This is a genomic window from Streptomyces sp. AC558_RSS880, from assembly GCF_019049255.1.
Lineage (GTDB): Bacteria > Actinomycetota > Actinomycetes > Streptomycetales > Streptomycetaceae > Streptomyces.
In genome coordinates, this window is record NZ_JAGMUJ010000022.1 from 57,036 (window position 1) to 81,119 (window position 24,084).

Here is a 24,084-nt window from a genome sequence, read left to right on the forward strand (position 1 = left end):
CTCCGTGAGTCGTTCGTCACACTGGCGGGACGATCGCCGCGCCGGGGAATGCCGGGAAGGGAGAGACGGGAAGCACTCCCCCTGTCGTTTCGCGTGCCGGCGTGGCAGCATCCCCGGGTGACGGGATGTTACTGACGGTTAATCAAGCGGGGGTAGGGGTCATGGGAACGGGCAAGCGCGGGTTGCTCACGGCGGCTGTGACCGTGGTCTGCGCGGTCACCGTACTGGCGGTGTCCGGTACGGCGTTCGCGGCTCCCACTCCCCCGCCGTCCCCCCCTGCGAGCGCGAGCGTCACCGTGGTCGCCGACAAGGACCTCGAGGTCGTACGCGAGAAGCTCGACAAGCTCTACCGCGCGGCGGCCGTCGCCACCGACGAGTACAACGCCGCCGAGGAGAAGGCCCGGCAGCAGTCCGCCCAGATCGTCCGGCTGGCGAAGAAGATCGTCGAGGGCCGGGAGAAGCTGAACGAGCTGGAGACCCGCGCGGGCGCCGCGGCCGCCGCCCAGTACCGCGGCGGCGGGCTTCCGCCCGAGGCCCACCTGATGCTGAGCGACGATCCGCAGGAGTTCCTCGACGGCGCGGGCCGGGTGCGCCAGGGCGAGCACGCCACCAGGGGCCTGCTCGGGGAGATGACCCGCACCCAGCAGGACTTGGAGCAGTACGCGCAGGACGCCGAAGCGCAGATGAAGAAGCTCGAGTCGGGCCGCAAGGCCAAGGCCGCGGCGCAGAAGAAGATCGAGAAGCGGATCGAGGCGGCCGAGAAGCTCGAGTCCGAGCTGGAGGAGGAGGAGAAGGAGCGCCTGGCCCGGCTGGAGCGGCAGGCCGCCGCCGAGGCGCAGGCCAGCTGGCTGGGCTCCGGCATCCTCGACGAGATCAGGGGCGAGGCGACGGAGCAGGGCGAGAAGGCCGTCGCGTACGCCACCGCGCAGATCGGGAAGCCGTACCAGTGGGGGGCCGAGGGGCCGGAGACGTACGACTGCTCCGGACTGACCTCACAGGCCTGGATCGCGGCCGGGCGGAGCATGCCGCGTACGTCGCAGGCACAGTGGCAGCAGCTGAAGCGCGTCGACGTCGAGGACATGCGGCCCGGCGACCTCGTCATCTACTTCGGCGACGCCAGCCACGTGGGGATGTACGTCGGGGACGGCATGATGGTGCACGCCCCGCGCCCGGGGCGGACGGTGACGCTCGCGGGGGCCGGATCGATGCCGATCCTCGGGGTGGTACGGCCGGACGCGGACGCGGACTGAGCGGTGCGCGCCCTCCGGGCCGGCCGCTCAACACCCCGGTGACACACGCCACGTGACCCAGCGCACGTCGATCTTGCGGTCAAACCCCCTGCGGACGTGACGTTCGTCATCCCCGTGGCGGCCGCGGGCTGTCCAAAAGCGGTGGCAAACGCGGCATATGACGGTGGCCGATGGCGGAGCGGCGTGGTTCACACCATTCCGCTGCGGCGCCGTCAGCCGCTATGGTCCCCGTTCGAAGGGGCGTCCCCTGCTCGCACACAGAGGTGGGAGCCGGGCACAGGCCTACGGCCGAAGCCCCGCCGTGCCCTCGGGGGGAGGGAAGGAACCCGCAACCATGCCCGCACCTGTACCGCGGCAGAGAGCGATCCCGGCCGCGGAAGGTGGTCAGGCGCCGGCCGCCGCACCGAACGGCGGCTCCGCCCAGGACTCCTCGGAGGCCAGGGCGGCGGCCCCGTCCGAGAACGCCACGGGCCGGGCCGGCACCGCGCCGGACCGGGCCGAGACGGCCGCCCACACCAACCTCACCCTGCTGCTGATCGAGGACGACCCCGGCGGGTCGCCGATCGTGCCGGAGCTGCTCGACCAGTCCGGCAAGCCGATCCGTGTCCGCACCGCCCGCAACCTCACCGAGGCCGAGCGGCTGCTGACCGACGACGTCCACTGCATCCTGCTGGACCTCGCGCTGCCCGCGCCCGGCCGGGCGGGCGGCGGTGACGACGAGCTCGCCGTGCTCAAACACGTCCTGGAGCTCGCGCCCCGGCACGCCGTCCTCGCGCTCACCGGCGCCGACGACACCGAGCGCGGCGCCGAGGCCGTACGGGTGGGCGCCCAGGACTACCTCGTCCGCGACGAGCTGGACGGCCGGCTGCTGAGCCGGGCGATCCGGTACGCGGTGGAGCGCAAGCGGTCCGACTCCGCCGAGCGGCGGCTGGCCGAGGGCCGCGTGCGCGCCCAGGAGAACCGCCGGCTGGAACGCGGTCTGCTGCCCACCCCGCTGCTGGACGGCTCCCCGCTGCGGTTCGCCGCCCGCTACCGCCCCGGCCGCTCCCGGGCCCTGCTCGGCGGGGACTTCTACGACGTCGTCCGCACCCCGGACGGCACCGTGCACGCCATGATCGGCGACGTCTGCGGCCACGGCCCGGACGAGGCCGCCCTCGGTGTGGAGCTGCGCATCGCCTGGCGCGCGCTGACCCTGGCGGGGCTGTGCGGGGACCAGCTCCTTGGCACGCTGCAGCAGGTGCTGGAGCACGAGCGGCCGGACGACGAGATCTTCGCGACCCTGTGCACGGTGGACATCGCGCCGGACGGCCGCCGGGCGGGCCTGTGCCTGGCCGGCCACCCGTCGCCGCTGCTCGCCCGCCCGGGTCACCCCGTGCGCCTGCTGCCGTACGACAACAACGGCCCGGCGCTGGGCCTGCTGCCGGGCGCCCGCTGGCCGCGGATGCAGGTGGAGCTGGGTGCCGAGTGGAGCCTGATGCTCTACACCGACGGCCTGATCGAGGGCCGGGTCGGCGACACCGGGGAGCGGCTCGGCCAGGACGGCATGGTGGAGATGATCCGCCGCCAGCTCTCCGAGGGGCTGCGCGGGGAGAAACTGCTGCGCACCGCCGTCAACGAGGTCCGGGACCTCAACGGCGGCGAGCTGACGGACGACGTGGCGGTACTGCTGCTGGACCGGGCGGTGTGAGCGGGAGTCCGCCGCCTGCGGCCGCCGCGGTTCGGCGGCCGCCGTCGTTCAGCGGCCGCCGTTGTACGGGCCGTAGGGGCCGTCGCTGCTGGAGCCTCTGTGGGCGCGCCCGCCGCCGGGGAGGCCGCGGAGCGCCGGGCGGACGTCGACCATGTACACGATGGTCGCGATCAGCCCGATGATCGGCAGGAACGACAGGATGTTGAAGATCAGGTTCACCACGAAGGCGATACCGAGGATGATCAGCCAGAAGGGCTTGGTCTGCTTGTCGGCCGCGCGGTAGGCGTCCTCACGGCGCGTGGCGGCGTCGATCAGCGCGAAGCCGCTGAACACGATCAGGGCCATGCTCAGCAGCCACATGAACCCCGCGAAGCCCTGCATCAGCACAACGTCCACCACCAGACTCGGCTCGTCCTCTACGCCGTCACCGTACCCGCATCCACCGGCCGGCTACCCGGACAACGGGCCGGGCACCGTGAGAGTGCCCGGCCCGTCCGGTTCCGTCCCGCCTACTTCGCGGGCGGCGTCGTCTTCTTCGCCGTGGCCTTGCGCACCGGGGCCTTCTTGGCGGCGGCGGGCTTCTTCGCCGCGGCGGACTCGTCGTCCTTGACCTCGACCGGCTCCAGCCGGGTGGCGGGCTTCGGCTCGGCCGGCGGCTCGACGGCGACGGCGATGTCCTCGATGCTCTCGGCGGCGTCGCCGCGCCAGGTCTTCACGGCCTGCTCGCCGTGCTCGGCGACCTTCTCGTAGGCCTCCCGGGCCTTGACGGCGTACTCGGCGGCGATGCCGACCCCGCGCAGCGCGAGGTCCTGGGCGTTCTCGCCGAGCTTCTTCAGGTCGGTGTCGAGCGAGCCGAAGAACTCGCCGACCTTGGTCTGGAGCGTCTCCTGCGTCTCCCGGACCCGGACGGTCGCCCGCTCCTGGACGGCCTTGGGGTCGGTGTTGCGCACGGCCTCGATACGGGCCGGGGCCTCGACGCGCAACTGCTCCACCAGGGCCGGCACCTTCTTGGCCTGCTGCAGCGCGAGGTCGGCGGTGCCGGCGGCGAAGTAGAGCGGGGTCGGGTCGCTGAGGGTCTTGCGCAGGTCGTCGGTGATGGCCATGGTGATGGTCCTCCCGGATTCGTTTTCGGCTGAGGGTTCTGTGTGGTCCGCGGCGGGCGGCCGGTGCCCTGGTCCGGCTCAGCCGGCCGTCCGCCGCGGACCGGTGTCGTCGTCGCCGTCTCCGGCCGTGCCGCCCGCCGGGTCGGCGGCCGTGCGGTCACGCGCGTCGACGGGATCCCCGGGCGTCGCCTCACCGTCCTCGGCGCCCCCGAACCCGTTCTCCTTGCGGAACGACTCGTAGATCTGGAGCAGCACCTGCTTCTGACGCCCGGTCAGCGCGGGATCGGCGAGCACGGCGGCCCGCGTCTCGGCCTCGGACCGGTCCCGCTCGGCGTCGAGGATGCCGGCCCGGACGTACAGCGTCTCGGCGGAGATCCGCAGCGCCTTGGCGACCTGCTGCAGCACCTCCGCGCTCGGCTTGCGCAGCCCGCGCTCGATCTGGCTGAGATACGGATTGGACACCCCGGCGGCGTCGGCGAGCTGCCGCAGCGACAACTGCGCGCTGCGCCGCTGCTCGCGCAGGTACTCACCGAGATTGCCGACGTTGAGCGATGCCATGCCTCCACACTGCTCCACCTCGCTAACTTTTGCAAGCACCCGCTTGCAAAAGTGCGCTACGGCACAGGCCGACCCTGATGTGACTCCCAGCGTTAGCTGTCATCTTTCAGCGCTTGTTGTCACAGCTGTGACTTGCAGAGCGGGTGCATAGGATCGCCGGCATGGCACTGCGACCTGTCCTGGTGAACATGAAGGCTCTTGATGACTCAGCGGTCGGTCGGTTCTGGGCGGAGGCGCTCGGCTGGAGTGTCGCCGGCGAGGGATCGGGCGCGACCGCCGCCAAACCCGTCGGCTTCGATTGGCTGGACCCGGTCGGCGTGTGCATCGACGTCATTGCCGTCCCGGAACCCAAGACTGCAACAAAGAATCGTGTGCACGTCGATCTCGCCACCACCTCTGCGGCCCATCAGGCGGAGTTGGTCGCGCGCCTTGAAGCTCTCGGTGCGACACCCGCCCACGTGGGCCAGGGCGATGTGCCGTGGACGGTCCTCGCCGACCCGGAGGGCAACGAGTTCTGCGTGCTGGAGCCTCGGGAGATGTACCGGGACACCGGGCCGATCGCCCGGGTGGTGGTCGACTGCGCGGATCCGCGGGCCATGGCCCGTTTCTGGGACGAGGCGATGGACTGGACCCTGCACGAGGTGACGGACGACCACGCGGTGTGGCGCTCGGCCAAGGGTGTCGGCCCGTATCTTGAGTTCCTCCGCTCGCCCGACGCGAAGACTGTGCCGGACCGCGTCCATCTTGACCTGGTGCCGGACCCCGGTGACGACAAAGCAGCAGAGGTCACCCGGCTGCGGGCCCTCGGCGCCGCCGACCTCGACGTCGGCCAGGGCGACGTCCCGTGGACGTGTCTTACCGACCCGGAGGGTCACGAGTTCTGCGTCCTCGCCCGATCCTGACACCGAGCCTTGACCCCGTGGGGGCTCGGTATCCCGGTCGATCCGGGGCGCCGAGAGCTTCTGCGTCGAGGCGCGTTCGGCGTGCTCGCCGACCACACCGCTCAACTCGGTCACAACTGCTCGTCGCGCGGATGGAGTGTCCTTCCGCGATGCGCTGGATGTGGTCGCGGCGGCTTCGGCTGCCTCGGGGGCGGCAGGGCCGAGGATCTTCAGGAACCTCTGCCGGAGACGGAGAAGGCGCTCCGGCGCCTGCGGGTCGGTCCGGTGCGAACGGCGGCCGTTCCGGGGGACGTCCCGAGGCGGTGTGCGAGACGGAGGATGCAGCCGGCCGGCGCCTCGTCAGGCAACGGATCGAGGCTGCGGGGGAGTGGGCGCACGCCTCATGACGCCCCGGCAGGAGGCCGGGCTGCGGCGGAACGGACCGTGCGGGGGCAGACGATCGTTCCACGACCTGGCCGACGTGTTCCGACGCCCGCTTCCGACGCCCGCCGGGGCGGCGCCGGTGTCGTTCCACGTGCGGTCACGGGCCCGCAGGCCAGGGGAGAATTTTCGGCCTCGGGCAAAGCCCGCGCAACCCTTCGAGACCGCTGGACAACTGCTCGAACGCGGGGAATTCCGCTCTCCTCAAGAGGACCGTTTTCCGGTCACGCCGATCATTTGTTCTTGATCTACTCGATGGGGCATGCCTAGCGTCACCCGCCATGGGGACCAACGCTTACGACGATCTTCTCGCGGACATCTACGACCAGATGTACCCGGACGCGCTCTCCGGCACGGCCGAGACCGTGGAGTTCGTCTCGACGCTCTGTCCGCCCGGGGGGTCCGTGCTGGAGCTGGGCGTGGGGAATGGGCGGCTCGCCGTGCCGCTGACCGGTCGCGGGGTGGACGTGTACGGCATCGACTCCTCGGCCCGTATGCTCGCCGACCTCGCCGTACGGGACTCCGCCAGTGCCGTGAAGGCCATCGAGGGCGACTTCCTCACGGCCACCACGGGCCGGCGGCACGATGTCGTCCTGATGGCGCTCAACACGTTCTTCTCGCTGCCCGAGCAGGAGAAGCAGATCGACTGCCTGCGCGCGATGCGGGAGCATCTCGCCCCCGGCGGGCGGGTGGTCCTGGAGGCCTTCGACCCCACCCCGTACCACGGGCAGGAGGGCGAGAAGACCACGACCCGCTTCCTCGGCCCGGGCACGGTGATGCTGGAGAGCAGCCATGTGGTCCAGTCACAGCAGCTCATCGTCCTGATCTTCGCCCTGCTCGCCGACGGCCCGACCCGCACCGCCCACACCGCGCTGCGCTACGCCTGGCCCGCCGAGATCGACGCCATGGCCCGGTGCGCGGGTCTGCGGCTCGTCGAGCGGTACGCGGGCTGGTCGAAGGAGCCCTACGGCCCCGGCAGCCAGCGTCACGTGTCGGTCTACGAGGCGGCGGACGCGGCGTAATGAGCGCCCTGCTGGAACTGACGGACGTACGGCACGGGTACAGCGGCCGGGCAGTCCTCAACGGAGTGAGCCTGGCCGTCGGCGCGGGTGAGTGCGTCGTCCTGCTCGGTGAGAACGGCTCGGGGAAGTCCACTCTGCTGCGGCTCGCCGCCGGGCAGGAGCTCCCGGAGTCGGGCAGCGTCACACTGCGCGGCACGGCCGTCTCCGAGGACGACTGGACCGTACGGGCCACCGTCGCCGCCGTCCTGGACAGCGGGGTGGGCTATCCGGACCTGAGCGTCCGTGAGCACCTGATGCTCGTCGCCCTGGCACACGGCCTGGGCGACGGGTCGGAGGACGCGGTGGACGAGGTGCTGGCCGAGCACCACCTGACCGAGCGCGCCGACGCGCTGCCACACCAGCTTTCCTCCGGGCAGAGCCAGTTGATGGCGCTGGCGCAGGCCTTCGTCCGGCCCGCCGAGCTGCTCCTGCTCGACGAGCCCGAGCAGCGACTCGACGTGGACGCCCGGGCCCGGCTGGCCGGACGGCTGCGGTCCGCGAAGGAGCGGGGGACGGCGGTGCTCCTGGCCACCCACAACCGGGAGCTGGCGGACGCCGTGGCCGACGCCGAGTACACCGTGTCCGGCGAAGGCCTGCTGGTCGCGGGTGTGTCCGGTGGCTGAGCTGATGACGCGTCCGGTGCGCACCGCGGACGAGGCGGACGCCGTCCACCACACCGGCGCGGTCCTGGCCCGGCTCCGGATGCTGCGGGCGGGGCGGCGTGAGGAGCGGCGCAAGAGCATCGCCTACACGCTGTACTGCACGGCGCTGCTCGTCGGCATCTGGGGCGTCCCGCTGCTGGTCGCCGCAGCGCAGGCCGGCGCGGACGGCCGGCTGCGGGGGCCGGCGGCCGAGCGCCTGCTGTCGGCGCTGCCGACGACCCTGCCCGCCGTGCTGGCCACTGTGGTGCTGGTGCTGGCCGAACGGGCCATGTGGCAGGGGCCGGTCCTGCTGGAGCGGGCAGCGCTGTCGTGGCTGCTGCCGCAGCCGGTGCTGCGCCGCGCCCTGCTGCTGCCCCGTTTCGTCGTGGCGTCGGTGACGACCACGGCGATCGCGACCGCGGCCGGCGCGGTGGCCGGGTTCCTCCTGCACGCCCTCGGGGCGGGCGCCTGGTGGGCCGCGACCGCCGGGGGAGCGATGACGGGCGCGACGGCCGGCTTCGCCGGGACCGCCCTGGCCACTCTGGTCCAGCGCCACTGCGACACCGGGCTGCGACGCAGGGCCTGGATCCGGCGGACGGCGTGGGCGGTGGTGGCGGTCCTCTGGCTGCTCGCCGCTGTCTCCCTGGCGGGCGGCTCATGGGCCGGGGAACAGGTCGTGCCCTGGTCGGGGCCGTGGGGCTGGGCCGCGCTGCCGCTGGTGGCGGTGGCGGGCGGGGCCCCCGCGGCAGCCGGGTGGGCCGGGGTCGCCCTGTCGGCCCTGGTGCTGGCCGCCGCGGGCCGGGCGGGAGCCGACGCGGCAACACGGATCCCGGCCCGGGTGCTGCGCACCCAGGCGGGCACCGCGCTGCGGGTGCAGGCGTCCCTGTACTCCCTGGATCTGCGGCAGGCACGGGCGGCCGTACGAGCCACTCGCTCGCGCACCGTGCGCTCCGCCGTGCGTCTGCCGTTCCCACGACGGGTGTGGCTGCTCGTCCCGTGGCGGGACGCGACCGCGCTGCTGCGCGCACCGGGGCGGCCGGCGTGGGCAGCGATCTGGGCCGCCGTGGCCGTGGCACTGCTGTGCCTGGACGGCACACCGGCCGCGGTGCCGCTGATGGCGCTGCCGGCCGGGTATCTGGCCGCGGCACAGCTGGCGGAACCGGCCCGTCTGGAGACGGACGACGTCCGGCGCTCGGCGCATCTGCCCTGGCCCGCCCGGGTGCTGGCGCTGTGGCACGGGGCGGTGCCCGCGGCGGGGCTGCTGGTGCTTTTCGCCCTGGGCGCGGCGGCGGCTGCGGGGGCCGGCCTGTGGTCGGACCGGCTGCTGGTCCTGCCCGCGCTGGTGCCCGCGCTGGTCGGCGCCGCGCTGGTGAGCGCCTACCGGGGCGTCGTACCGGTGCATCTGATGATCGGTTCGATGACGCCGCTGGGCGACACGGGGCCGCTCGCGGCGTTGCTGTGGCAGGCACGGGGACCGCTGGTGGCGCTGGGCTGCCTGGCCGTCGTGGACGGTCCGGTGCGCGGGGGCGAGCCGGATGCCGTGGGTCTGCTGTGGCCGCTGGTCGTCGGTGCGGGGACGGCCTGGTGGGCGGGGGTGACGGCGCGCAGAACCATGCGTGGCCGGTGAGCCCGTGGGGCCGGTCGCCCTGCGACCGCGGTGCTCCACGGCCTTCTTGCTCCCTGGCCTCCTCGCTCTGCGAGTTCATCCGACCGAATGACTTCGATGGGGGAACGCCGTTATGACGGTGAACAGCGTGGCGTGGGCTTCGGCTCCGGCCACCGGGCTCGGCTCGTCGGCGGCCGTGGCCGTGCTGCTGGACCGGCTCGGACTGGGCGGCCTGGCAGGCTCGGACACGACGGCGCCGCTGGGCAGCAACCAGAGCGTGACGGGGACGACGGACACCGGTGTGGACGTCTTCGTCAAGCAGGTGGACCCGCTGAAGCCGGACGCGCGGCAGCGGTTCGCCCGTATGCGCGACTTCGAGGAGTTCACAGCGGCCCACCCGGTCCCGGGGCTGCGCGCACCGCGGCTGCTGGGCTTCGACGAACCGGAGCTGCTGATCGCCTTCGCCTGGCTGCGCGGCTCGCGGACGGGCAACGCGCTGGCCGAGGACGACGCGTTCCCGGAGGAGATGGCGTACCGGACGGGCCGTGCGATCGGCGCGCTGCACGCGGTGGGCGCGCAGGCGGTGGCCCGTGCGCCGCGCCCCCTGGACACCTCACCGCCGATGCTGCCGCCGCTGGCGTTCCTGGAGGCCATCCCGCTGACCACGTACGTGATGTCGAGCGGGGCCATGCTCGACGCCTGGCGACTCCTGCAGCGCGACGGCGAGTTGCGGTCCGCGCTGACCGGGCTGCGCGCGCGGGAGCGTGCCGCGGCGCAGGTGCCCGCGCACTGCGATCTGCGGCTCGACCAGTTGCTCTGGCACGAGGGGGACCTGTACGTGTGCGACTGGGAGGAGTTCCGGCTCGCCGACCCGGCCCGGGACGTGGGCAGTTTCGCCGGGGAGTGGCTGTACCGGGCGGTGCTCGGCATCCCCGAGGGCTCGGCGGAGCGTGCGCAGCTCTCGCACCAGGACATCGTCGACCGGGGGGTGAGCGAACTGGCGCGGCTGCGGGGCCGCAACACCGCCTTCTGGGCCGGTTACCGGGAGGCAGCCGGCATGTCCGGCGGTGACGCGCACGAGGTGGCGGCCCGGGCCACCGCCTTCGCGGGCTGGCATCTGATCGACCGCATGATCGCCTCCGCCGAGCAGCAGCCCAGCCTGGACACGATGAACCGGGCCGCCTCGGGCATCGGCCGGACGGCGCTGCTCAGGCCGGAGAAGTTCGCCGGGACCATAGGTCTGGAGGGGTGAGATGACCGTCGCGGAGAACACTCGGCAGGACACGCTCGATCCGGCTGTCTCTCACGTGCTGGCCGCGGTCTCCCTGTCGCCCGACGGGACGGGTGTGCGCCTGGGCGACCGCGAGGTGACGGCGGACCGTCCGCGCCGCCTGTGCCAGCGTCTGGGCACCGCGCTGTATGAAGTCTTCCACGCCGGGCACGCCTTCGGCGACAAGCCCGGGATCCTGCACCGCGACCCGGCGCTGGAGGCGCCCCTGGCCCGGTCCGTGCCGCATGCGACCACGCCGGTGGCCGCACGCCTGCTCGACGGCCCCGCGGGCGAGGACCCCGCTCCCGGCGGTCCGGTGGCGGTGGTCGGAGGCGTACGGGTGCGGCTGCCGGAGGCGGCGCTGCCGGAGCTTTCGGGCGGCGCGTCCGGGGCCGGTGAGAGCGTGCTGCGGATACCGACCGCACGGCCTCGGCTGTCCCCGGGTTTCTTCCTGGTGGACGGCTCCCGGGGCAGCTGCGGTCCCGGTCCGCTCGTGCGGCTGTACATCCATCTGACCGACCCCGGCGCGGCCGTGCGGGTCTGGAGCGCGGTGCTCGGCGTGCTGGAGGAGCTCGAGGTCCCGTACCGGTCCAAGGTCACCTCCAGCCGGAAGCTGCTGCCCCGCCGAGACGGGCTGGTGGTCTATCTGGGCGCGGCGGCCTGGCACGCGGTGCCCGCCGTCGTACGGACCGCGTCCGCGGCGGACGTCGGCACGGAGACCTCGGCCTTCGCCCGTGCCCTCGCGCCCGGTGTGTCCCTGGCGTGGGAGCCGGACGACGACCGGCCGGGCCGGGAGGGCGGCAGCTTCGGCCAGCACCGCAGCCTCGCGATCGCCGAGGGAATCGTGGACGCGATGGCGGACGGCGACCTCTCGCGTGCGCACTCGCATGTGCTGACCCGGCTGACCGAATCAGGGATCGACCCCTCCGCATTGCATCGGAATATCGACTCCCCGGAACTTCCTTTTTCCTGTTGAACCCCGCCCACGAAATATGCGAGCATTGCATTGCGCACGGGAAAAACACTTCCCGCGTGATATCCGTCCGTAATTTCGTAGAGAAAGGTGATTCCCATGGACGCCGTTGAGCTCTTCGAGGGTTACTCCGCCTACGCCAGCACCGAGGAGGTTGCCGCCGCCGACGCTTCGGAGGCGCCGGCCATCACGAGCACCGTGACCTCCTCGCAGGGCTGCGCGATCACCATCAGCGCCGTCTTCGGCTGCTGATCCAGGCGGCTGACCAGCGCCTTCGGGCCGGGAACAGTCGGATCCCGGCCCGGAGCGCCCCGCGCGGAAGGCAGTAGATGACCGACCTGTCTCCCTCCCTGTCCGTGCTGCCCAACGGCCTTCGCGTCGTCCACGGCCGGTACGGCCCGAAGGGCCTCGCAAGCGTCAGCGTGCACTACGGAGTGGGCTTCCGCTCCGAGCCGGAAGGCCGCAGCGGATTTGCGCATCTCTTCGAGCACCTCATGTTCCAGGGCAGTACGAGCATCGCCCCTTCACAGCATTTCTCGACGATTCAGGGATCCGGCGGGACGGCCAATGCGTCGACCCGGCAGGATTACACCGAGTATTACCAGAGCGCACCGGAATCAGCATTGGAAAGAATGCTGTTCCTGGAATCGGACCGCATGGCCGCACCGAAATTCGTGGAGCAGAATCTGGGCACCCAGCTCGCGGTCGTCAAGGAAGAGGTCCGGCGCAATGTCCTGGACCGGCCCTTCGGCGGCTTCCCGTGGACCGAACTGCCCGGGACGATGTACCGGAAGTTCGCCAACGCGCACAACGGATACGGTGTCTTCGAGGACCTGGAGCGGGCGACGGTCGAGGACTGCGCCGCCTTCTTCGATGCGTACTACACCCCCTCCAACGCCGTGCTCACCGTCGTCGCGGACCTCCCCGAGGAGCACGTCACCCGGCTGGTGACGCGGCACTTCGGCGCCCTGCCCGCACGGCCCGCCGCGGCTGCGCCCGCGCTGCCCGAACCGCCGCCCGGCTCCACACGCCTGCGCCGCGTCGCGGACGCCCGGACCACGGCTCACGCCACCGCCCTCGGCTTCCGGCTGCCGTCCTTTCGCACCGATCCCCTCGGCTACGCCGCCCATGTGGTGCTCGCCGGGCTGCTCACCGGCGACTCCCCCGGCGGCCTCGCCGAAGCCGCCGGGGCTCACCGGCTGCCCGTGGCCTCGGTGAAGGTCCAGTGCGGCTTCTTCGCCCCCTTCGACGCGCTCGACCCGGACTCCCTCGTCGTGACGCTCCACCACGACGGCCAGGACCCCCGGCGTCTGGCCGCCTTCGTCCAACGGGAACTGGCCTCCCTGGCGACGGACGGCCCGCGCCCCGACCGGCTCGCCCGGGCCGTCCGCCTGCTGCGCCTGGGCTGGACCCGCCGCCATGCCGAACCTCTCCGACAGGCCCGCGCCCTGGGCGCGTTCACCCTGCTGCACGGCCGGCCCGACCTCGTCGCCGAGGTCCCGGCCCTGCTGGCTCGAGTGGACCACGCCGAGGCCGCCACCGCGGCCGGCCGGCTGGTCTGTCAGGACCCCGCAGCCCTCACCGTCGGCCCTCTACCACAAGGCGACCCCGCATGAGCGGCCTCCGCACACCGCTGCCCGGCCACGCCCGCTACCGCGGCGCCGCCGAGCTGGCGTCCGCCGCCGCACCGCGGCCGCTGCCCCCGCTCGGCTCCGACGACCGGATCAACCTGCCCGCCGCCACCTGGCGTTCGCTGGATTGCGGCCTGCGTGCCGTCGCCGTCCAGGACCCCCACGCGGCGACCGCGGAAGTCCAGCTGCAACAGCCGTACACCCCGGGCACACCACGGGAGTCGGCACTCGCGGAACTGCTGGCCGACGCGGTGCTGCGCGGCGCCGACCACGAACTGCGGTCCGCCCGGACGGCGGAGTGGTTCATCACCACCGCCCACGCCGACCCGGCCGGCCTCGCGGACCTCCTACGGGAGTTCACGCTCCCCTTCACCCCGTGGGCCGTCCCCGCCGACCGGATGGCACTGGCCCGCACCCGGCTGGCGCGGCGCGCCCCCATGCAGGCCGCCAACCCCGCCACGACCGCCCGCGAGGCGCTGTGGACCAACCGGTTCGGTCCCCTCGGCTGCTTCGCCGGACTGCCCGGGCCGGACGTCATCACCGCCCTCACCCCCGCCGAGCTCGAAGCGGCGCGGCAGCACATGCTCCGCCTGCCCGGCGCCCACCTCGTCGTGGTCGCGGACCTGCCCCCGGAGCACGTGCTGGACCTGGCCGAAGCCGCGTTCGCCGGCATCGGCGCCCGGCCCTCCGCAGCGCCTGCCCCCGCTGTCGTGCCGCCGCCCGCCCCGCGGGACCACCAGGTCGTCCACCGCCCCCGCGCTCTCCAGTCGCACTTCCTGATGTCCTTCCCCAGCGTGCCCTGGGACGACGACCGCTACCCGGCCCTGGCCCTGGCCAACGCCGTCTTCGCCGGATACTTCTCCTCCCGCCTGGTGGGACGGATCCGTGAGCGCCTCGGCCTGTCCTGCCACGTGGCGTCGTTCTTCGACCAGACGCTCGGCACTCCCAGCGTCCTCCTCGAAGGCGCGTGCGCGACCGCCGCCACCGACACGGTGCTGTCCGAACTGCGCGCCGGGTGGACCGGAATGGCGAACCGTCCACCGGAGCCGTCCGAGATCGAGGACGCGCGCCGCTTCTCGCTCGGCATGCTCGCCGCCCTGCGCGCCTCGCCCGCCGCCCTCGCCCAGTTCTTCTCGACGCTGTGTTGCTGGGGCATCCCCCTCGGCTGGGCGGAGGACTACGCCCGGCGGCTGCGGACCGTCACCCCGACCGAGGTGACGGCCGCCGCCCGCGCCTTCCTCGGCCCCGGCCCCACGTCACGCGTCGTGGTAGGCGACGCCACCGCCCTCTCCTTCGAAGGAACCCCGAAGTGACCAGCTCCTCCTCGCCCGGCACCTCCCAGGCCGCGACCCCCTTCACCGCCCCCGCCCCGGCGCTGACGTTCGAACGCCTGCTCCTGGTGGGCACCGGCGCACTGCACGCCTGGCAACTGCCCACCTGGGTCAGCTGGCTGCGCATGACCTACCCCCGGCTCGACCTGCGCACCGTCATCACCCGCAGCGCCGAGCGCTTCGTCGCCCGTCAGGCGCTCACGGCACTCGGCGGCCGCGAGACCCTCGTCGACGAGTGGCCACCGGACACGGACACCGGGGCCGGGGCTTTCCACGTCGAGCTCGCGCAGTGGGCAGACGCCGTCCTGGTCTACCCCGCCACCGTGAACTTCATCAGCCGGTACGCCACCGGCATAGCCGACACCCCCGTGCTCCTCGCCCTGCAGTGCCTTCAGGCCCCGGTCGCGGTCGCCCCCTGCCTCCCCCCGGGCGCCGACCGGAGCGAGACGGTCCGCACGCATCTCGCCACCCTCTCCGCACAGAAGAACGTCGTGGTGGTCCCCACGGTCCCCGGCCTCAGCGTCACCACGGGCCGCGACGACGCCCGCGTGCCGCCCCCCATGCCGGCGGTCGTCGAACAGCTCCAGGCCAGGCACACGGCGCTGCGGACGGAAACGGCATGAACCACTCCTCGCTCGGTCCCCCCGTCCGCGACATGCGCACGGGCCGCCTCCACACCCGCGTCTACCGGTCCGGCGACAGCCACCTCTGGCGCCGCGAGGTCCTCCGGGACGGCGTCCCCGCTCGCTCTCTCCCCTCGCTCCCGGCCGGCGCCGGACTGGCGTCCGCCGAGCTCGCGGAAGACGGCGCATACGAGTACCGGGTCGCCGGCAGCCTGTCCCTCGGCCACCTGATCTGGCCCCCGACGGCCGACCCCGCACCCCCCGCACACCGCGAGGCTCTCGCCCGGGCCATGACGAGCGCGGGCCGGGCCCTGCGCTCCCTCCACGCTCAGGGACCCGTCCTCGTCGACCCGGCCCCCGTCCCCCCACCCGTCACCCGTCTGGCACGCTGGCTGCGCTCGGCCGACGACCATGCCCACCACCGCCTGACCGCCGTCCTCGGCCCGGCCCGCCTCCGCGAACTCTCCGCCTGGTGCGACGTCCTGGGCGCCCCCGACCCGGCACACCCGCGCACACTCCTGCACGGCGAGCCCTCGGTCGGCCTGATCATCCCGTCCCCCGCACCGGCCCACGCGGTCCTCCTCACCGGCGAGACCCTCTCCCACGGCCCAGCGGCCTTCGACACCGGCTGGCTCATAGGAGAGCTGGCCGAAATGGCCCGCCTCTCCGGCCCCGCCCACGCCCCGTCCTTCGCCGCCTTGGCCACCGCTCTCCTCGCCGGCCACGGCCCCCTCGCCCCCGACGACATCACCCCCCTCGCCCTTGCCGCGGGCCTGCGCAGCGTCGTCCACGTCGCGGACTACGCGACGTACGTCGGCTGGACCGACGGCCTGGAACACTGCATCACCCTGCTCCCCGACCTGGTGGACACGTCGGGCCGAGCCGCTCTGGACGCCGTCCGCGTCACCGTCTCCGCGTGAGCCGGCGCTCGGCCGCCCTCGTCGGCGCCTGTACGCACCTCCGCCCCGCACGGCATTCCCCGGCACATGACGAAGGCGGTCTCCGGCACCGGTGACGACCACCGTGCTCGGTCACACCGGAAAACACCGGAAAACACCGGAGCCGCACCGGATGCGGCGCTAGCGTGGGGTCCCGTGATCGTATGGATCAACGGCACCCACGGCGCGGGCAAGACGACGGCCGGCGCGCTCGTGCAGCGGCTGCTCCCGGACTCACGGGTGTTCGACGCCGAGAAGGTCGGCGAGACGCTCATGGACATCACGCCGGGACTGCCCTGGACGGACAACTTCCAGCACTGGCCGCCGTGGCGGCCGCTCGTGGTCGAGACCGCCCGCCGCGTCCTCGACTACACCGGCGGCACCCTGGTGATGCCCATGACCGTCCTGGTCGAGGAGTACTGGCGCGAGATCAGCGCGGGCCTCGACCGGCACGCCATCCCGGTACGCCACTTCGTCCTCCACGCCGACCGGGAGACCCTGCGCGGGCGCATCGCGGGGGACACGGTCCTCGGCCCCGACTCCCCGTTCCGCCTCAGCCACCTCGAGCCCTACGCCGAGGCGGCCCGCACCTGGCTGCACGCCGAGGCCGAGGTCATCGACACCACCCACCTCACCCCGGCCGAGACCGCCCTGCGGATCGCGGAGGCCGTCAAGAGCTGAGCCCCCGTTGTCAGTGCCGTCGGCGAGGATCCCGGACATGACTGCGACCGCCGCCGACGCACGAACCCTCCTGGAAGACGTCCGCACCAGCGCCGCCTGGATCGCCCGCGCGCTCAAGAGCTCCGGGTACCGGGCGGACTTCTCCCCCCTGAGCCTGCGGGACGTCGAGCGCTTCATGGCCGAGCACAGCGACCACGGGATCGCGGTGCCCGGCGGCCTCCTCGCGACGGACCTGGGGCCGCGCCTGTTCGCCCTCGGCGCCTACCTCGGGGAGACGGTCCGGCGCAGTGCCGGCGGGACCTGGGAGACCGACGCCGAGGACCCGGACAGCGAGATGAACCTCAGGCTCCGCCTCCCCGACGGCTCCGTCGTCTGGCCCGTCCAGCGCATGGTCAAACGCTTCCGGCACGGCCACGAGGACAGCGTCGTCGGCTACGCGATGGGCCTGGGCCTGCAGCCGGCCCGCCGACGGTCACGGCTACGGCCCGGAAGCCGCGCGGGGCGCGGCGTGCACGGGCCGCGGGAGCTCGGCCGAGGCCGGAGAGGACCGGTCAGGATTCGAGAAGCCCCAAAGGGCGGGGCGCGCCTAGCGTGAAGGGCATGACCTTCATGGAGAGCGTGACCCTCGACGTGGCCGACACCGCGGCCGCCCGCCGTTTCCACTCCGCCGCCTTCGGACTGGACGAGCAGATCCGTCTGCGGGCCTCGAAGGAGGCCACGAGCGGGTTCCGCGGATTCACCCTGGGGCTCACGGTGCCCCGACCGGGCGACGTCGACAGCCTCATCGGTACCGCCGTGGACGCCGGTGCCGTACCGCTGAAGCCGGCCGCGAAGTCGCTCTGGGGGTACGGCGGCGTCGTACAGGCCCCGGACGGGACGATCTGGAAGGTCGCGACCTCGGCGAAGAAGGACCGCGGTCCCGTCACCCGGCGGATCGACGAGATCGTGCTGCTGCTCGGCGTCGCGGACGTGGCCGCGAGCAAGCGGTTCTACGTCGCGCGGGGCCTCACCGTGGCGAAGAGCTTCGGCCGTACGTACGCCGAGTTCGCCGGCCGGGAGTCGAGCCCCGTCAAGCTGGCGCTGTACCGGCGCCGTGCCCTCGCCAAGGACCTCGGCGTCCCCGAGGAGGGCAGCGGATCGCACCGGCTGGTGATCGGTGGCGGCGAGGACGCCTTCACCGACCCGGACGGGTTCCCCTGGGAGGCCGCGTCACCGGCCGCCCTCACCTCCTGACGCACGCCGCGCACCGGGGAAAGAACAGAACGCCCGAGCACACCCTCGTACGCGAAGGCCGCCGGTCCGGCGGGCCGCACACGGCAGACTGACCCGTATGACCGCCGCAGCCGATACCGCCAAGTCCGACCTCCGTCGCTATCTCCAGGAAGCCCGCGACGCCCTGCTGTGGAAACTCGACGGCCTCCCCGAGTACGACGTCCGCCGCCCGATGACGCCGACCGGCACCAACCTCCTGGGCCTGGTGAAGCACGCGGCCGGGGTGGAACTGGGCTACCTCGGCGACACCTTCGGCCGGCCGTCCGGCGAGCCGCTGCCCTGGCTCGCGGACGCCGCGGAGACCAACGGGGACATGTGGGCCACCGCCGAGGAGTCGCGCGAGGACGTCACCGGCCTGTACCGCCGGGCGTGGGCGCACGCGGACGCGACGATCGAGGCGCTGCCGCTGGACACGACCGGCAGGGTGCCGTGGTGGCCGGACGGCAGGGACGGACTGACGCTGCACCACGCCGTGGTCCGCGTGATCGCCGACACCCACCGGCACGCCGGCCACGCCGACATCCTCCGCGAACTCATGGACGGCGCCGTGGGGGAGAGCGCGACCGGTACCAGCCTGCCGTCGGACGACCCGGCCTGGTGGGAGGCCTACCGCGGCCGACTGGAGCGCGTGGCGCGGGAGGCCGCCCGGAAGGCGTGACCGGCCCGCCCCGTCAGCCGTCGGCCGTCGGCGGCAGCACCCCTCACCGTGCCGCGCGGGCCCACTCCCCGAGGACGGGGACGCACTTCTCGGCGAAGTACTCGTAGTCCTCGGCCGTGTTGTAGACGTGCGCGGACAGCCGCAGGTAGCCGACTCCGCCGAAGCTGGTGAACGCCGCCTCGACGCCCAGCTCCGCGGGGGCCCGGTCGCGCAGGGCGTCGGCCGCGAGGCGGTCGGCGCCGAGCCCGTCGGGCAGCCGCACCAGCCGCATGCCGGGCACGGGCATGCCGACGTCGACGGACGCGTCCGCACCGGTCAGCCCGGCGAGCGCGGCGCCCACGATCCGCGCGCCGTAACCGGCCAGCTCGTCCATGTACCGGCGGGCGGCGGGCCAGCCCCAGACGCTGTCGACGAAGCCGAGGGCGGCCGGGGCCGCCAGTTGGCCGGTGGCGTCGAGGGTGCCCTGGTGGTCGAAGCGTTCGGGGTACGGGTCGGCGGCGCCCCACGAGTCGATCAGCGGGTACAGCCCGTCCCGCAGCGGACCGCGCGCCACCAGGGCCGCGGTGCCGCGCGGCGCGCAGCCCCACTTGTGCAGGTTGCCCGTCCAGAAGTCGCCGTCCCACCCGTCGAGCGGGGCGGCGATCAGCCCGGGCGCGTGCGCGCCGTCCACGAGCAGCGGGATCCCGAGCCGCCGCGTCCGCGCGGCGATCCGCTCCACCGGCAGCCGGCGGGCGGTCGCCGAGGTGACCTGGTCGACGACGACGAGTCCGGTGGCCTCGCCCACCTCGGCCATCACCGCCTCGTACGCCTGCTCCTCGCCGGCGTCCAGCGGCACCCTGGCGGTGCGCACCCGGCCGCCCCAGCGGCGGGCCAGCCGTTCGGCGCCCATCGTCACGGCGCCGTAGCCGTGGTCGGTGACGACGATCTCCCCGCCGCCCCGGCGCTCCAGGCCGGCGTACACGACGCTCGCGCCGGCGCTCGCGTTCGGCACCAGGGCGAGGTCGCCGGGGGCCGCGCCGAGGAAGGCGGCGAGGTCGGTACGGGCCGCCGCGAGCCGCCGCGGCAGCTCGGAGAACCACACCACCGGGGCGCTCTCCATCCGCGCGCGCAACTCCTGCTGCCGCTCCTGGGCGGCCAGCGGCACGGCGCCGAACGAACCGTGGTTGAGATGGCGCAGCGCGGGGTCCAGCGTCCACGCCCGCGCGGCCGGCCGGTCGTCGGCCAGCAGCAGGGGGCGGGGTGCGGTGGTGACCTCGGTCTCGCTCACCTGACTCCCCTCCGTCGACTCCCCCCGTGAGGAACACCGGATCCTAACGCGCCGACACGATCACCACGAGGCGTCCCGACGGCGGGAACACGCACTTTTTTGTGGGTACTTGGCAGCGCGGCGGCGTGCGGCGAACCTGGTTGCGGGCGCCGGACAGGAAGGGAGCGGGAACGGCCGCCCGTCAGGAGGCCTCGGCCTCGGCCAGCCTCGACAGGCGGCGGTACCCCCAGTCGGACAGGGGTGCCAGCGCCTCGGCGAGCTCACGGCCGAACGCGGTCAGGGAGTAGACCGTCTTCGGCGGCAGCACGTCGTGCACCTCCCGGTGCACCAGCCCGTCCGCCTCCATCTCGCGCAGCGCCTGGGTCAGCACCTTCTCGGTGAGGCCCGGCACCCGTCGGCGCAGTTCGGCCGGCCGGTGCGGGCCGGACTCCAGCAGCCACAGCAGCGTGGTCTTCCACTTGCCCTCGATCACGGCGATCGCGGCGGTCACCCCGCAGACGTCCGGATCGTGGCGCCGGTGCACCATGCCGTGCCCCTTTCCTCAGCAATCACCACATACATTACGGGAGTTGAAGCATGTCCATGCACACCGACCAGCCCTCCGTCACCGTCCTCGGTCTCGGTCCGATGGGCCGGGCGCTGGCCGGCGCGTTCCTGGACGCGGGGGTGCGCACCACCGTCTGGAACCGCACGCCCGGCCGGGACGCCGAGCTGATCGCCCGCGGCGCGGTCCCGGCGCCGTCGCCCGAGGAGGCGGTCGCCGCCGCCCCGCTGACCGTCGTCTGCGTGGTCAACTACGACGCCTCGGACGCCGTACTGCGCCAGGACGCCGTCACCGCCGCCCTCAAGGGCCGTACCGTCGTGAACCTGAGCGCCGACACCCCCGAACGCGCCCGGGACACGGCCGAGTGGGCCGGCCGGCACGGCGTCCGCTACCTGGACGGGGCGATCATGACCCCGACCCCGACCATCGGCACGGACGACGCGGTGTTCCTGCACAGCGGCCCGGAGGAGCTGTACCGGGAGCACCGGCCCGTCCTGGCGGCGCTCGGCGGCAGCCACACCCACCTCGGGGAGGAGATCGGCCGGGCCGCGGCGTACGACGTCGCGCTGCTCGACATCTTCTGGACGGCGATGGCCGGCTACACGCACGCCCTCGCCGTGGCCCGCGCGGAGGGCGTCACCGCGACGGAGCTCGCCCCCTTCGCCCAGGGGATCGCGGCGATCCTGCCGCCGCTGTTCACCGAGTTCGCGGCGGACGTCGACGCCGGCACCTACTCGGGCGAGCTGAACCCGATCACCTCGGCCGTCTCGACCATGTCCCACGTCGTCCACGCCTCGGAGGCCCACGGCATCGACGCGAGCGTGATGCGCGTGATCGAGGGGCAGGCCCGCCGCGTCATCGCCCTCGGCCACGGCACGGACGGCTTCACCCGGGTCGCCGAGCTGCTCGCCGGCCGCTGACGGAGCGCGGCAAGGGCGGCCCCCGCACCTGGAACCGCAAGGGAAGCTCCCGCACCTAGAAGGGCAGCTCCCGCGCCCGCACCACCTCCAGCCGGGACACCGCCCGGGTCAGCACCACGTACAGCCGGTGCAGCCCCCGCTCCTCCGCCTCCGCGATCGCCGCGGGTTCGACGGCCACCACGTGGTCGTACTCCAGTCCCTTGACGAGGCTCGCCGGCACCACGGCGACACGCTCGTCCGGCACCTCCGGATCCGCCCCGGCCAGCGCCCGCCGCAGCCGGGGCACGTCCGCGTCCGCCGCCACGACGCCGACGGATCCCTCCCGCTCCAGCGCGTCCCGCACGGCGGCCACGACCGCGTCCGGCACCTCGTCCGGCCCGGCGACCTCCCGCATGCGCACCTCGCCGTCGCCGCGCAGGGAGCGGGCCGCCGGGACGTCGACGTCCAGGCGTTCCAGCAGGCGGTTGGTGAGCGCGACCACCGCCCGCGGCACCCGGAAGCCGGTGGTCAGCGGGATCACGGCCGCGTCCGGCTTCCCCAGGTGCCGCAGCACCGCCGGCCACGAGCGGGCCGCCCAGGGGGTCGTCCCCTGGGCGAGGTCGCCCAGCACGGTGAGCGAGCCGAAGGCGGACCGGCGGGCGACGGCCCGGCACTCCATCGGGGAGAGGTCCTGGGCCTCGTCGACCACGACGTGCCCGTATCCCGCGGGGTGCTCGACCAGCCCGGCGACCTCGTCGAGCAGCACCAGGTCCGCGGCCGACCAGCGCGCCGACCTCCACGACCGCGGCGCCCTCGTCCACAGCACCGCCTTCTGCTCCTCGGCGTCCAGCACGCCTTCGGCGGCGGCGGCCAGCGCCTCGGGATCGCCCAGCAGCCCGGCCACCACCTCCTCCGCCCGCACCCGCGGCCACACGGCGTCGACGTACGCCGAAACAGGCCGTGCCCGCTCGATCCGGCGCACCCAGGCGGTGCCGCGCGGGCCGCCGCGCCGCTCGGCCCGCTCCCGCACGGCCCGCACGATCCGGTCCCGTACCCGCTCCCGCCCGACGTCGTACGGCGGTTCCCCGGCCCGTACGTCCGTCACGATCCGCGTCAGTTCCTCCGGCTCGACCCGCCAGCGGTACGAACCGTCGGGCACGGCGAGGGAGTCGGTCCGGTCGGTGCGCACCCGCGCGTACAGGGCCCGGCGCAGCACCTCGGCCATCCGGGCGTCGTGCTTGACGACGGCGGCGCGCCCGTCGTCGGTCCCGGTGACCGGGTGCCGGGCGATCTCCTCGGCGAGGGTGGACTGCCGTACGCCGGTCTCGCCGAGGGCGGGCAGGACCTCGGAGATGTAGGAGAGGAAGGTGCGGTTGGGCCCGAGGACGAGCAGTCCACCGCGCCGGATGCGCCGGGGGTGGGTGTAGAGCAGGTAGGCCGCCCGGTGCAGGCCGACGGCGGTCTTGCCGGTGCCGGGGGCGCCCTGCACGCACACGGAGACGTCCAGGTCCCCGCGGACGAGGTCGTCCTGTTCGGGCTGGATGGTGGCCGCGATGTCCCGCATGGGCCCGACGCGGGGCCGCTCGATCTCCCGGGTGACGATGCCGCTGACGCGTTCCTCGCCCTGTTCCAGGTGTTCGTCCTCCAGGCCGGTCAGGTCGGCGGAGTCGCCCCGGCTGCCGGGTGCCCAGCCGAACCTCCGGCGTACGGCGACGCCCTGCGGGTCGCGGGCGGTGGCCTGGTAGTAGACGCGGGAGACGGGTGCCCGCCAGTCGACGACGAGGGGCGGGGCGGCGGGGTGCTCGGTGATCCGCAGCCGTCCGACGTGGTAGCTCTGCCCCGGGTGGCCGGTGTCGCCCCGTGCGAAGTCCAGCCGCCCGAAGAACAGCGGCCCCGGGGGCAGTTCCCGCAGTTCCTCGGCGTGGCTGCGCAGCCGGTGCCCGAGGACTTCGGCGTCGGCGCCGGAGGCGGAGACGTCCTCGCCGGTGACGACCCGCTCGTCGGCGTCGGCGGCCATGGCGGCGAAGGCGGTGCGGCAGCGGTCGTGGTGGGCGCGTTCCCGGTCGAGGGCGTGCTCGGGTGGTGTCATTCCACCGAGCGTACCGAATAAAGCAACCGAGTAATGTTTTTTACTCAGCCCCACAATCGCGGCAGCGTCTCCGCCAGCGCCCCGAACGCCCGCCCGGCCGCCGCCACCGCGTCGTCCCGTACGTCCTCGATCCGCTCCCCCGCCGCGATCCGCCGCCAGTTCTCCTGCGCGAGGATCCGCCGTACGGCGATGATCTGCCCCGCCGCCAGCCGCGCGCCGAGCCCGCCCCCGAGCACCCCGGCCAGTGCCTCCTCGGACCGCTCCAGATGCCCGTACAGCCGCGCGACCAGCGCCGGTGTGCCGTACAGCAGCGTGTGGAAGGCCAGCACCTCGGGATCGTCGTTGAGCCCGGTGACCGGATCGCACCGCCGGAGCCCGTCCAGGAAGTGCCGCCGCAGCGCCTCGACCGGCGCCGGCCCCTGCGCGGCCACCCGGGCGGCCTCGCCCTCGTGATCGGCGATCCGGTACAGGACGAGGTCCTCCTTCACCGGGAAGTACCGGAAGAGCGTCGGCTTGGAGATCTCGGCCGCGGCCGCCACCTCGGCGACGGACACGGCGTCGAAGCCGCGCTCCAGGAAGAGCCGGATGGCGGTGTCCGAGACCGTCCGGTACATCCGCCGCTTCTTGCGCTCCCGCAGACCGATCTCACTCATGCGGCGAGCCTACGCACCCACTCGCCG

The 24,084-nt window shown here is 73.5% G+C and carries 25 protein-coding genes; 18 read left to right on the forward strand and 7 right to left on the reverse strand.

Going from position 1 to position 24,084, the window contains the following annotated elements:
- The first annotated feature begins 161 nt into the window (after positions 1-161).
- Both KUM38_RS08565 and KUM38_RS08570 read left to right on the forward strand, forming a co-directional pair.
- Positions 162-1,250, forward strand: coding sequence for a C40 family peptidase (locus tag KUM38_RS08565; protein WP_217128687.1), 1,089 nt, complete (start codon positions 162-164; stop codon positions 1,248-1,250).
- A gap of 334 nt (positions 1,251-1,584) precedes the next feature.
- A complete protein-coding gene (locus KUM38_RS08570) occupies positions 1,585-2,937 on the forward strand; it encodes a PP2C family protein-serine/threonine phosphatase (RefSeq protein WP_217128688.1) in 1,353 nt (450 codons plus the stop codon).
- Positions 2,938-2,985: 48 nt separating this feature from the next.
- Here KUM38_RS08570 and KUM38_RS08575 read toward each other — a convergent pair whose 3' ends face one another.
- The 3 genes from KUM38_RS08575 to KUM38_RS08585 all read right to left on the reverse strand — a co-directional run bounded on the left by KUM38_RS08575 (position 2,986) and on the right by KUM38_RS08585 (position 4,598).
- Complete coding sequence (locus tag KUM38_RS08575; RefSeq protein WP_217128750.1) at positions 2,986-3,318, reverse strand: DUF2516 family protein; 333 nt, start codon at positions 3,316-3,318, stop codon at positions 2,986-2,988.
- Between the two features lie 128 nt (positions 3,319-3,446).
- Entirely contained in the window at positions 3,447-4,040 is a 594-nt protein-coding gene (locus KUM38_RS08580; protein ID WP_217128689.1) for a hypothetical protein, read from the reverse strand.
- Between the two features lie 78 nt (positions 4,041-4,118).
- A complete protein-coding gene (locus tag KUM38_RS08585) occupies positions 4,119-4,598 on the reverse strand; it encodes a helix-turn-helix domain-containing protein (protein ID WP_217128690.1) in 480 nt (159 codons plus the stop codon).
- 161 nt (positions 4,599-4,759) lie between these two features.
- Here KUM38_RS08585 and KUM38_RS08590 point away from each other — a divergent pair, with 161 nt between their 5' ends.
- The 15 genes from KUM38_RS08590 to KUM38_RS08660 all read left to right on the forward strand — a co-directional run bounded on the left by KUM38_RS08590 (position 4,760) and on the right by KUM38_RS08660 (position 18,605).
- Complete coding sequence (locus tag KUM38_RS08590; protein WP_217128691.1) at positions 4,760-5,500, forward strand: VOC family protein; 741 nt, start codon at positions 4,760-4,762, stop codon at positions 5,498-5,500.
- Between the two features lie 701 nt (positions 5,501-6,201).
- Entirely contained in the window at positions 6,202-6,942 is a 741-nt protein-coding gene (locus KUM38_RS08595; RefSeq protein ID WP_217128692.1) for a bifunctional 2-polyprenyl-6-hydroxyphenol methylase/3-demethylubiquinol 3-O-methyltransferase UbiG, read from the forward strand.
- Entirely contained in the window at positions 6,942-7,604 is a 663-nt protein-coding gene (locus KUM38_RS08600; RefSeq protein WP_217128693.1) for an ABC transporter ATP-binding protein, read from the forward strand. The genes KUM38_RS08595 and KUM38_RS08600 overlap by 1 nt, the downstream gene beginning before the upstream one ends.
- Entirely contained in the window at positions 7,597-9,249 is a 1,653-nt protein-coding gene (locus KUM38_RS08605) for a DUF6297 family protein (RefSeq protein ID WP_217128694.1), read from the forward strand. The genes KUM38_RS08600 and KUM38_RS08605 overlap by 8 nt, the downstream gene beginning before the upstream one ends.
- Positions 9,250-9,361: 112 nt before the next feature.
- Entirely contained in the window at positions 9,362-10,480 is a 1,119-nt protein-coding gene (gene lxmK / locus KUM38_RS08610) for a class V lanthionine synthetase subunit LxmK (protein WP_217128695.1), read from the forward strand.
- Between the two features lies 1 nt (position 10,481).
- A complete protein-coding gene (locus KUM38_RS08615; RefSeq protein WP_217128696.1) occupies positions 10,482-11,474 on the forward strand; it encodes a T3SS effector HopA1 family protein in 993 nt (330 codons plus the stop codon).
- Between the two features lie 96 nt (positions 11,475-11,570).
- Positions 11,571-11,723, forward strand: coding sequence for an LxmA leader domain family RiPP (locus KUM38_RS08620; RefSeq protein ID WP_217128697.1), 153 nt, complete (start codon positions 11,571-11,573; stop codon positions 11,721-11,723).
- A gap of 77 nt (positions 11,724-11,800) precedes the next feature.
- Positions 11,801-13,087: a pitrilysin family protein gene (locus tag KUM38_RS08625; RefSeq protein ID WP_217128698.1), complete on the forward strand. Its 1,287-nt coding sequence runs from the start codon at positions 11,801-11,803 to the stop codon at positions 13,085-13,087.
- Positions 13,084-14,415, forward strand: a complete 1,332-nt coding sequence (locus tag KUM38_RS08630) for a pitrilysin family protein (protein WP_217128699.1) — start codon at positions 13,084-13,086, stop codon at positions 14,413-14,415. Before KUM38_RS08625 ends, KUM38_RS08630 begins: the two co-directional genes overlap by 4 nt.
- Positions 14,412-15,056, forward strand: coding sequence for a flavoprotein (locus KUM38_RS08635; RefSeq protein ID WP_308408928.1), 645 nt, complete (start codon positions 14,412-14,414; stop codon positions 15,054-15,056). The genes KUM38_RS08630 and KUM38_RS08635 overlap by 4 nt, the downstream gene beginning before the upstream one ends.
- A complete protein-coding gene (locus KUM38_RS08640) occupies positions 15,053-15,976 on the forward strand; it encodes an aminoglycoside phosphotransferase family protein (protein ID WP_217128700.1) in 924 nt (307 codons plus the stop codon). The genes KUM38_RS08635 and KUM38_RS08640 overlap by 4 nt, the downstream gene beginning before the upstream one ends.
- A 174-nt stretch (positions 15,977-16,150) precedes the next feature.
- A complete protein-coding gene (locus tag KUM38_RS08645) occupies positions 16,151-16,675 on the forward strand; it encodes an AAA family ATPase (RefSeq protein ID WP_217128701.1) in 525 nt (174 codons plus the stop codon).
- Between the two features lie 37 nt (positions 16,676-16,712).
- Positions 16,713-17,270 (forward strand): hypothetical protein, encoded by a 558-nt coding sequence (locus KUM38_RS08650; protein ID WP_217128702.1) that lies wholly within the window; start codon positions 16,713-16,715, stop codon positions 17,268-17,270.
- A gap of 5 nt (positions 17,271-17,275) precedes the next feature.
- The gene (locus KUM38_RS08655) at positions 17,276-17,908 is read left to right on the forward strand and encodes a glyoxalase (protein WP_217128703.1); all 633 of its coding nucleotides are present in this window, start codon (positions 17,276-17,278) and stop codon (positions 17,906-17,908) included.
- Positions 17,909-18,005: 97 nt separating this feature from the next.
- A complete protein-coding gene (locus KUM38_RS08660) occupies positions 18,006-18,605 on the forward strand; it encodes a DinB family protein (protein WP_217128704.1) in 600 nt (199 codons plus the stop codon).
- Between the two features lie 43 nt (positions 18,606-18,648).
- On the opposite strand, the gene KUM38_RS08665 is transcribed toward KUM38_RS08660, so the two are convergent.
- Both KUM38_RS08665 and KUM38_RS08670 read right to left on the reverse strand, forming a co-directional pair.
- Positions 18,649-19,872, reverse strand: a complete 1,224-nt coding sequence (locus tag KUM38_RS08665; RefSeq protein WP_217128705.1) for an aminotransferase class V-fold PLP-dependent enzyme — start codon at positions 19,870-19,872, stop codon at positions 18,649-18,651.
- A gap of 181 nt (positions 19,873-20,053) precedes the next feature.
- Entirely contained in the window at positions 20,054-20,398 is a 345-nt protein-coding gene (locus KUM38_RS08670) for a helix-turn-helix domain-containing protein (protein ID WP_217128706.1), read from the reverse strand.
- A 50-nt stretch (positions 20,399-20,448) separates the two neighbouring features.
- Here KUM38_RS08670 and KUM38_RS08675 point away from each other — a divergent pair, with 50 nt between their 5' ends.
- Positions 20,449-21,336, forward strand: a complete 888-nt coding sequence (locus tag KUM38_RS08675; RefSeq protein ID WP_217128707.1) for an NAD(P)-dependent oxidoreductase — start codon at positions 20,449-20,451, stop codon at positions 21,334-21,336.
- A 55-nt stretch (positions 21,337-21,391) separates the two neighbouring features.
- On the opposite strand, the gene KUM38_RS08680 is transcribed toward KUM38_RS08675, so the two are convergent.
- The gene (locus KUM38_RS08680) at positions 21,392-23,404 is read right to left on the reverse strand and encodes an AAA family ATPase (RefSeq protein ID WP_217128708.1); all 2,013 of its coding nucleotides are present in this window, start codon (positions 23,402-23,404) and stop codon (positions 21,392-21,394) included.
- Between the two features lie 44 nt (positions 23,405-23,448).
- The gene (locus KUM38_RS08685; protein ID WP_217128709.1) at positions 23,449-24,057 is read right to left on the reverse strand and encodes a TetR family transcriptional regulator; all 609 of its coding nucleotides are present in this window, start codon (positions 24,055-24,057) and stop codon (positions 23,449-23,451) included.
- Positions 24,058-24,084: the final 27 nt, after the last annotated feature.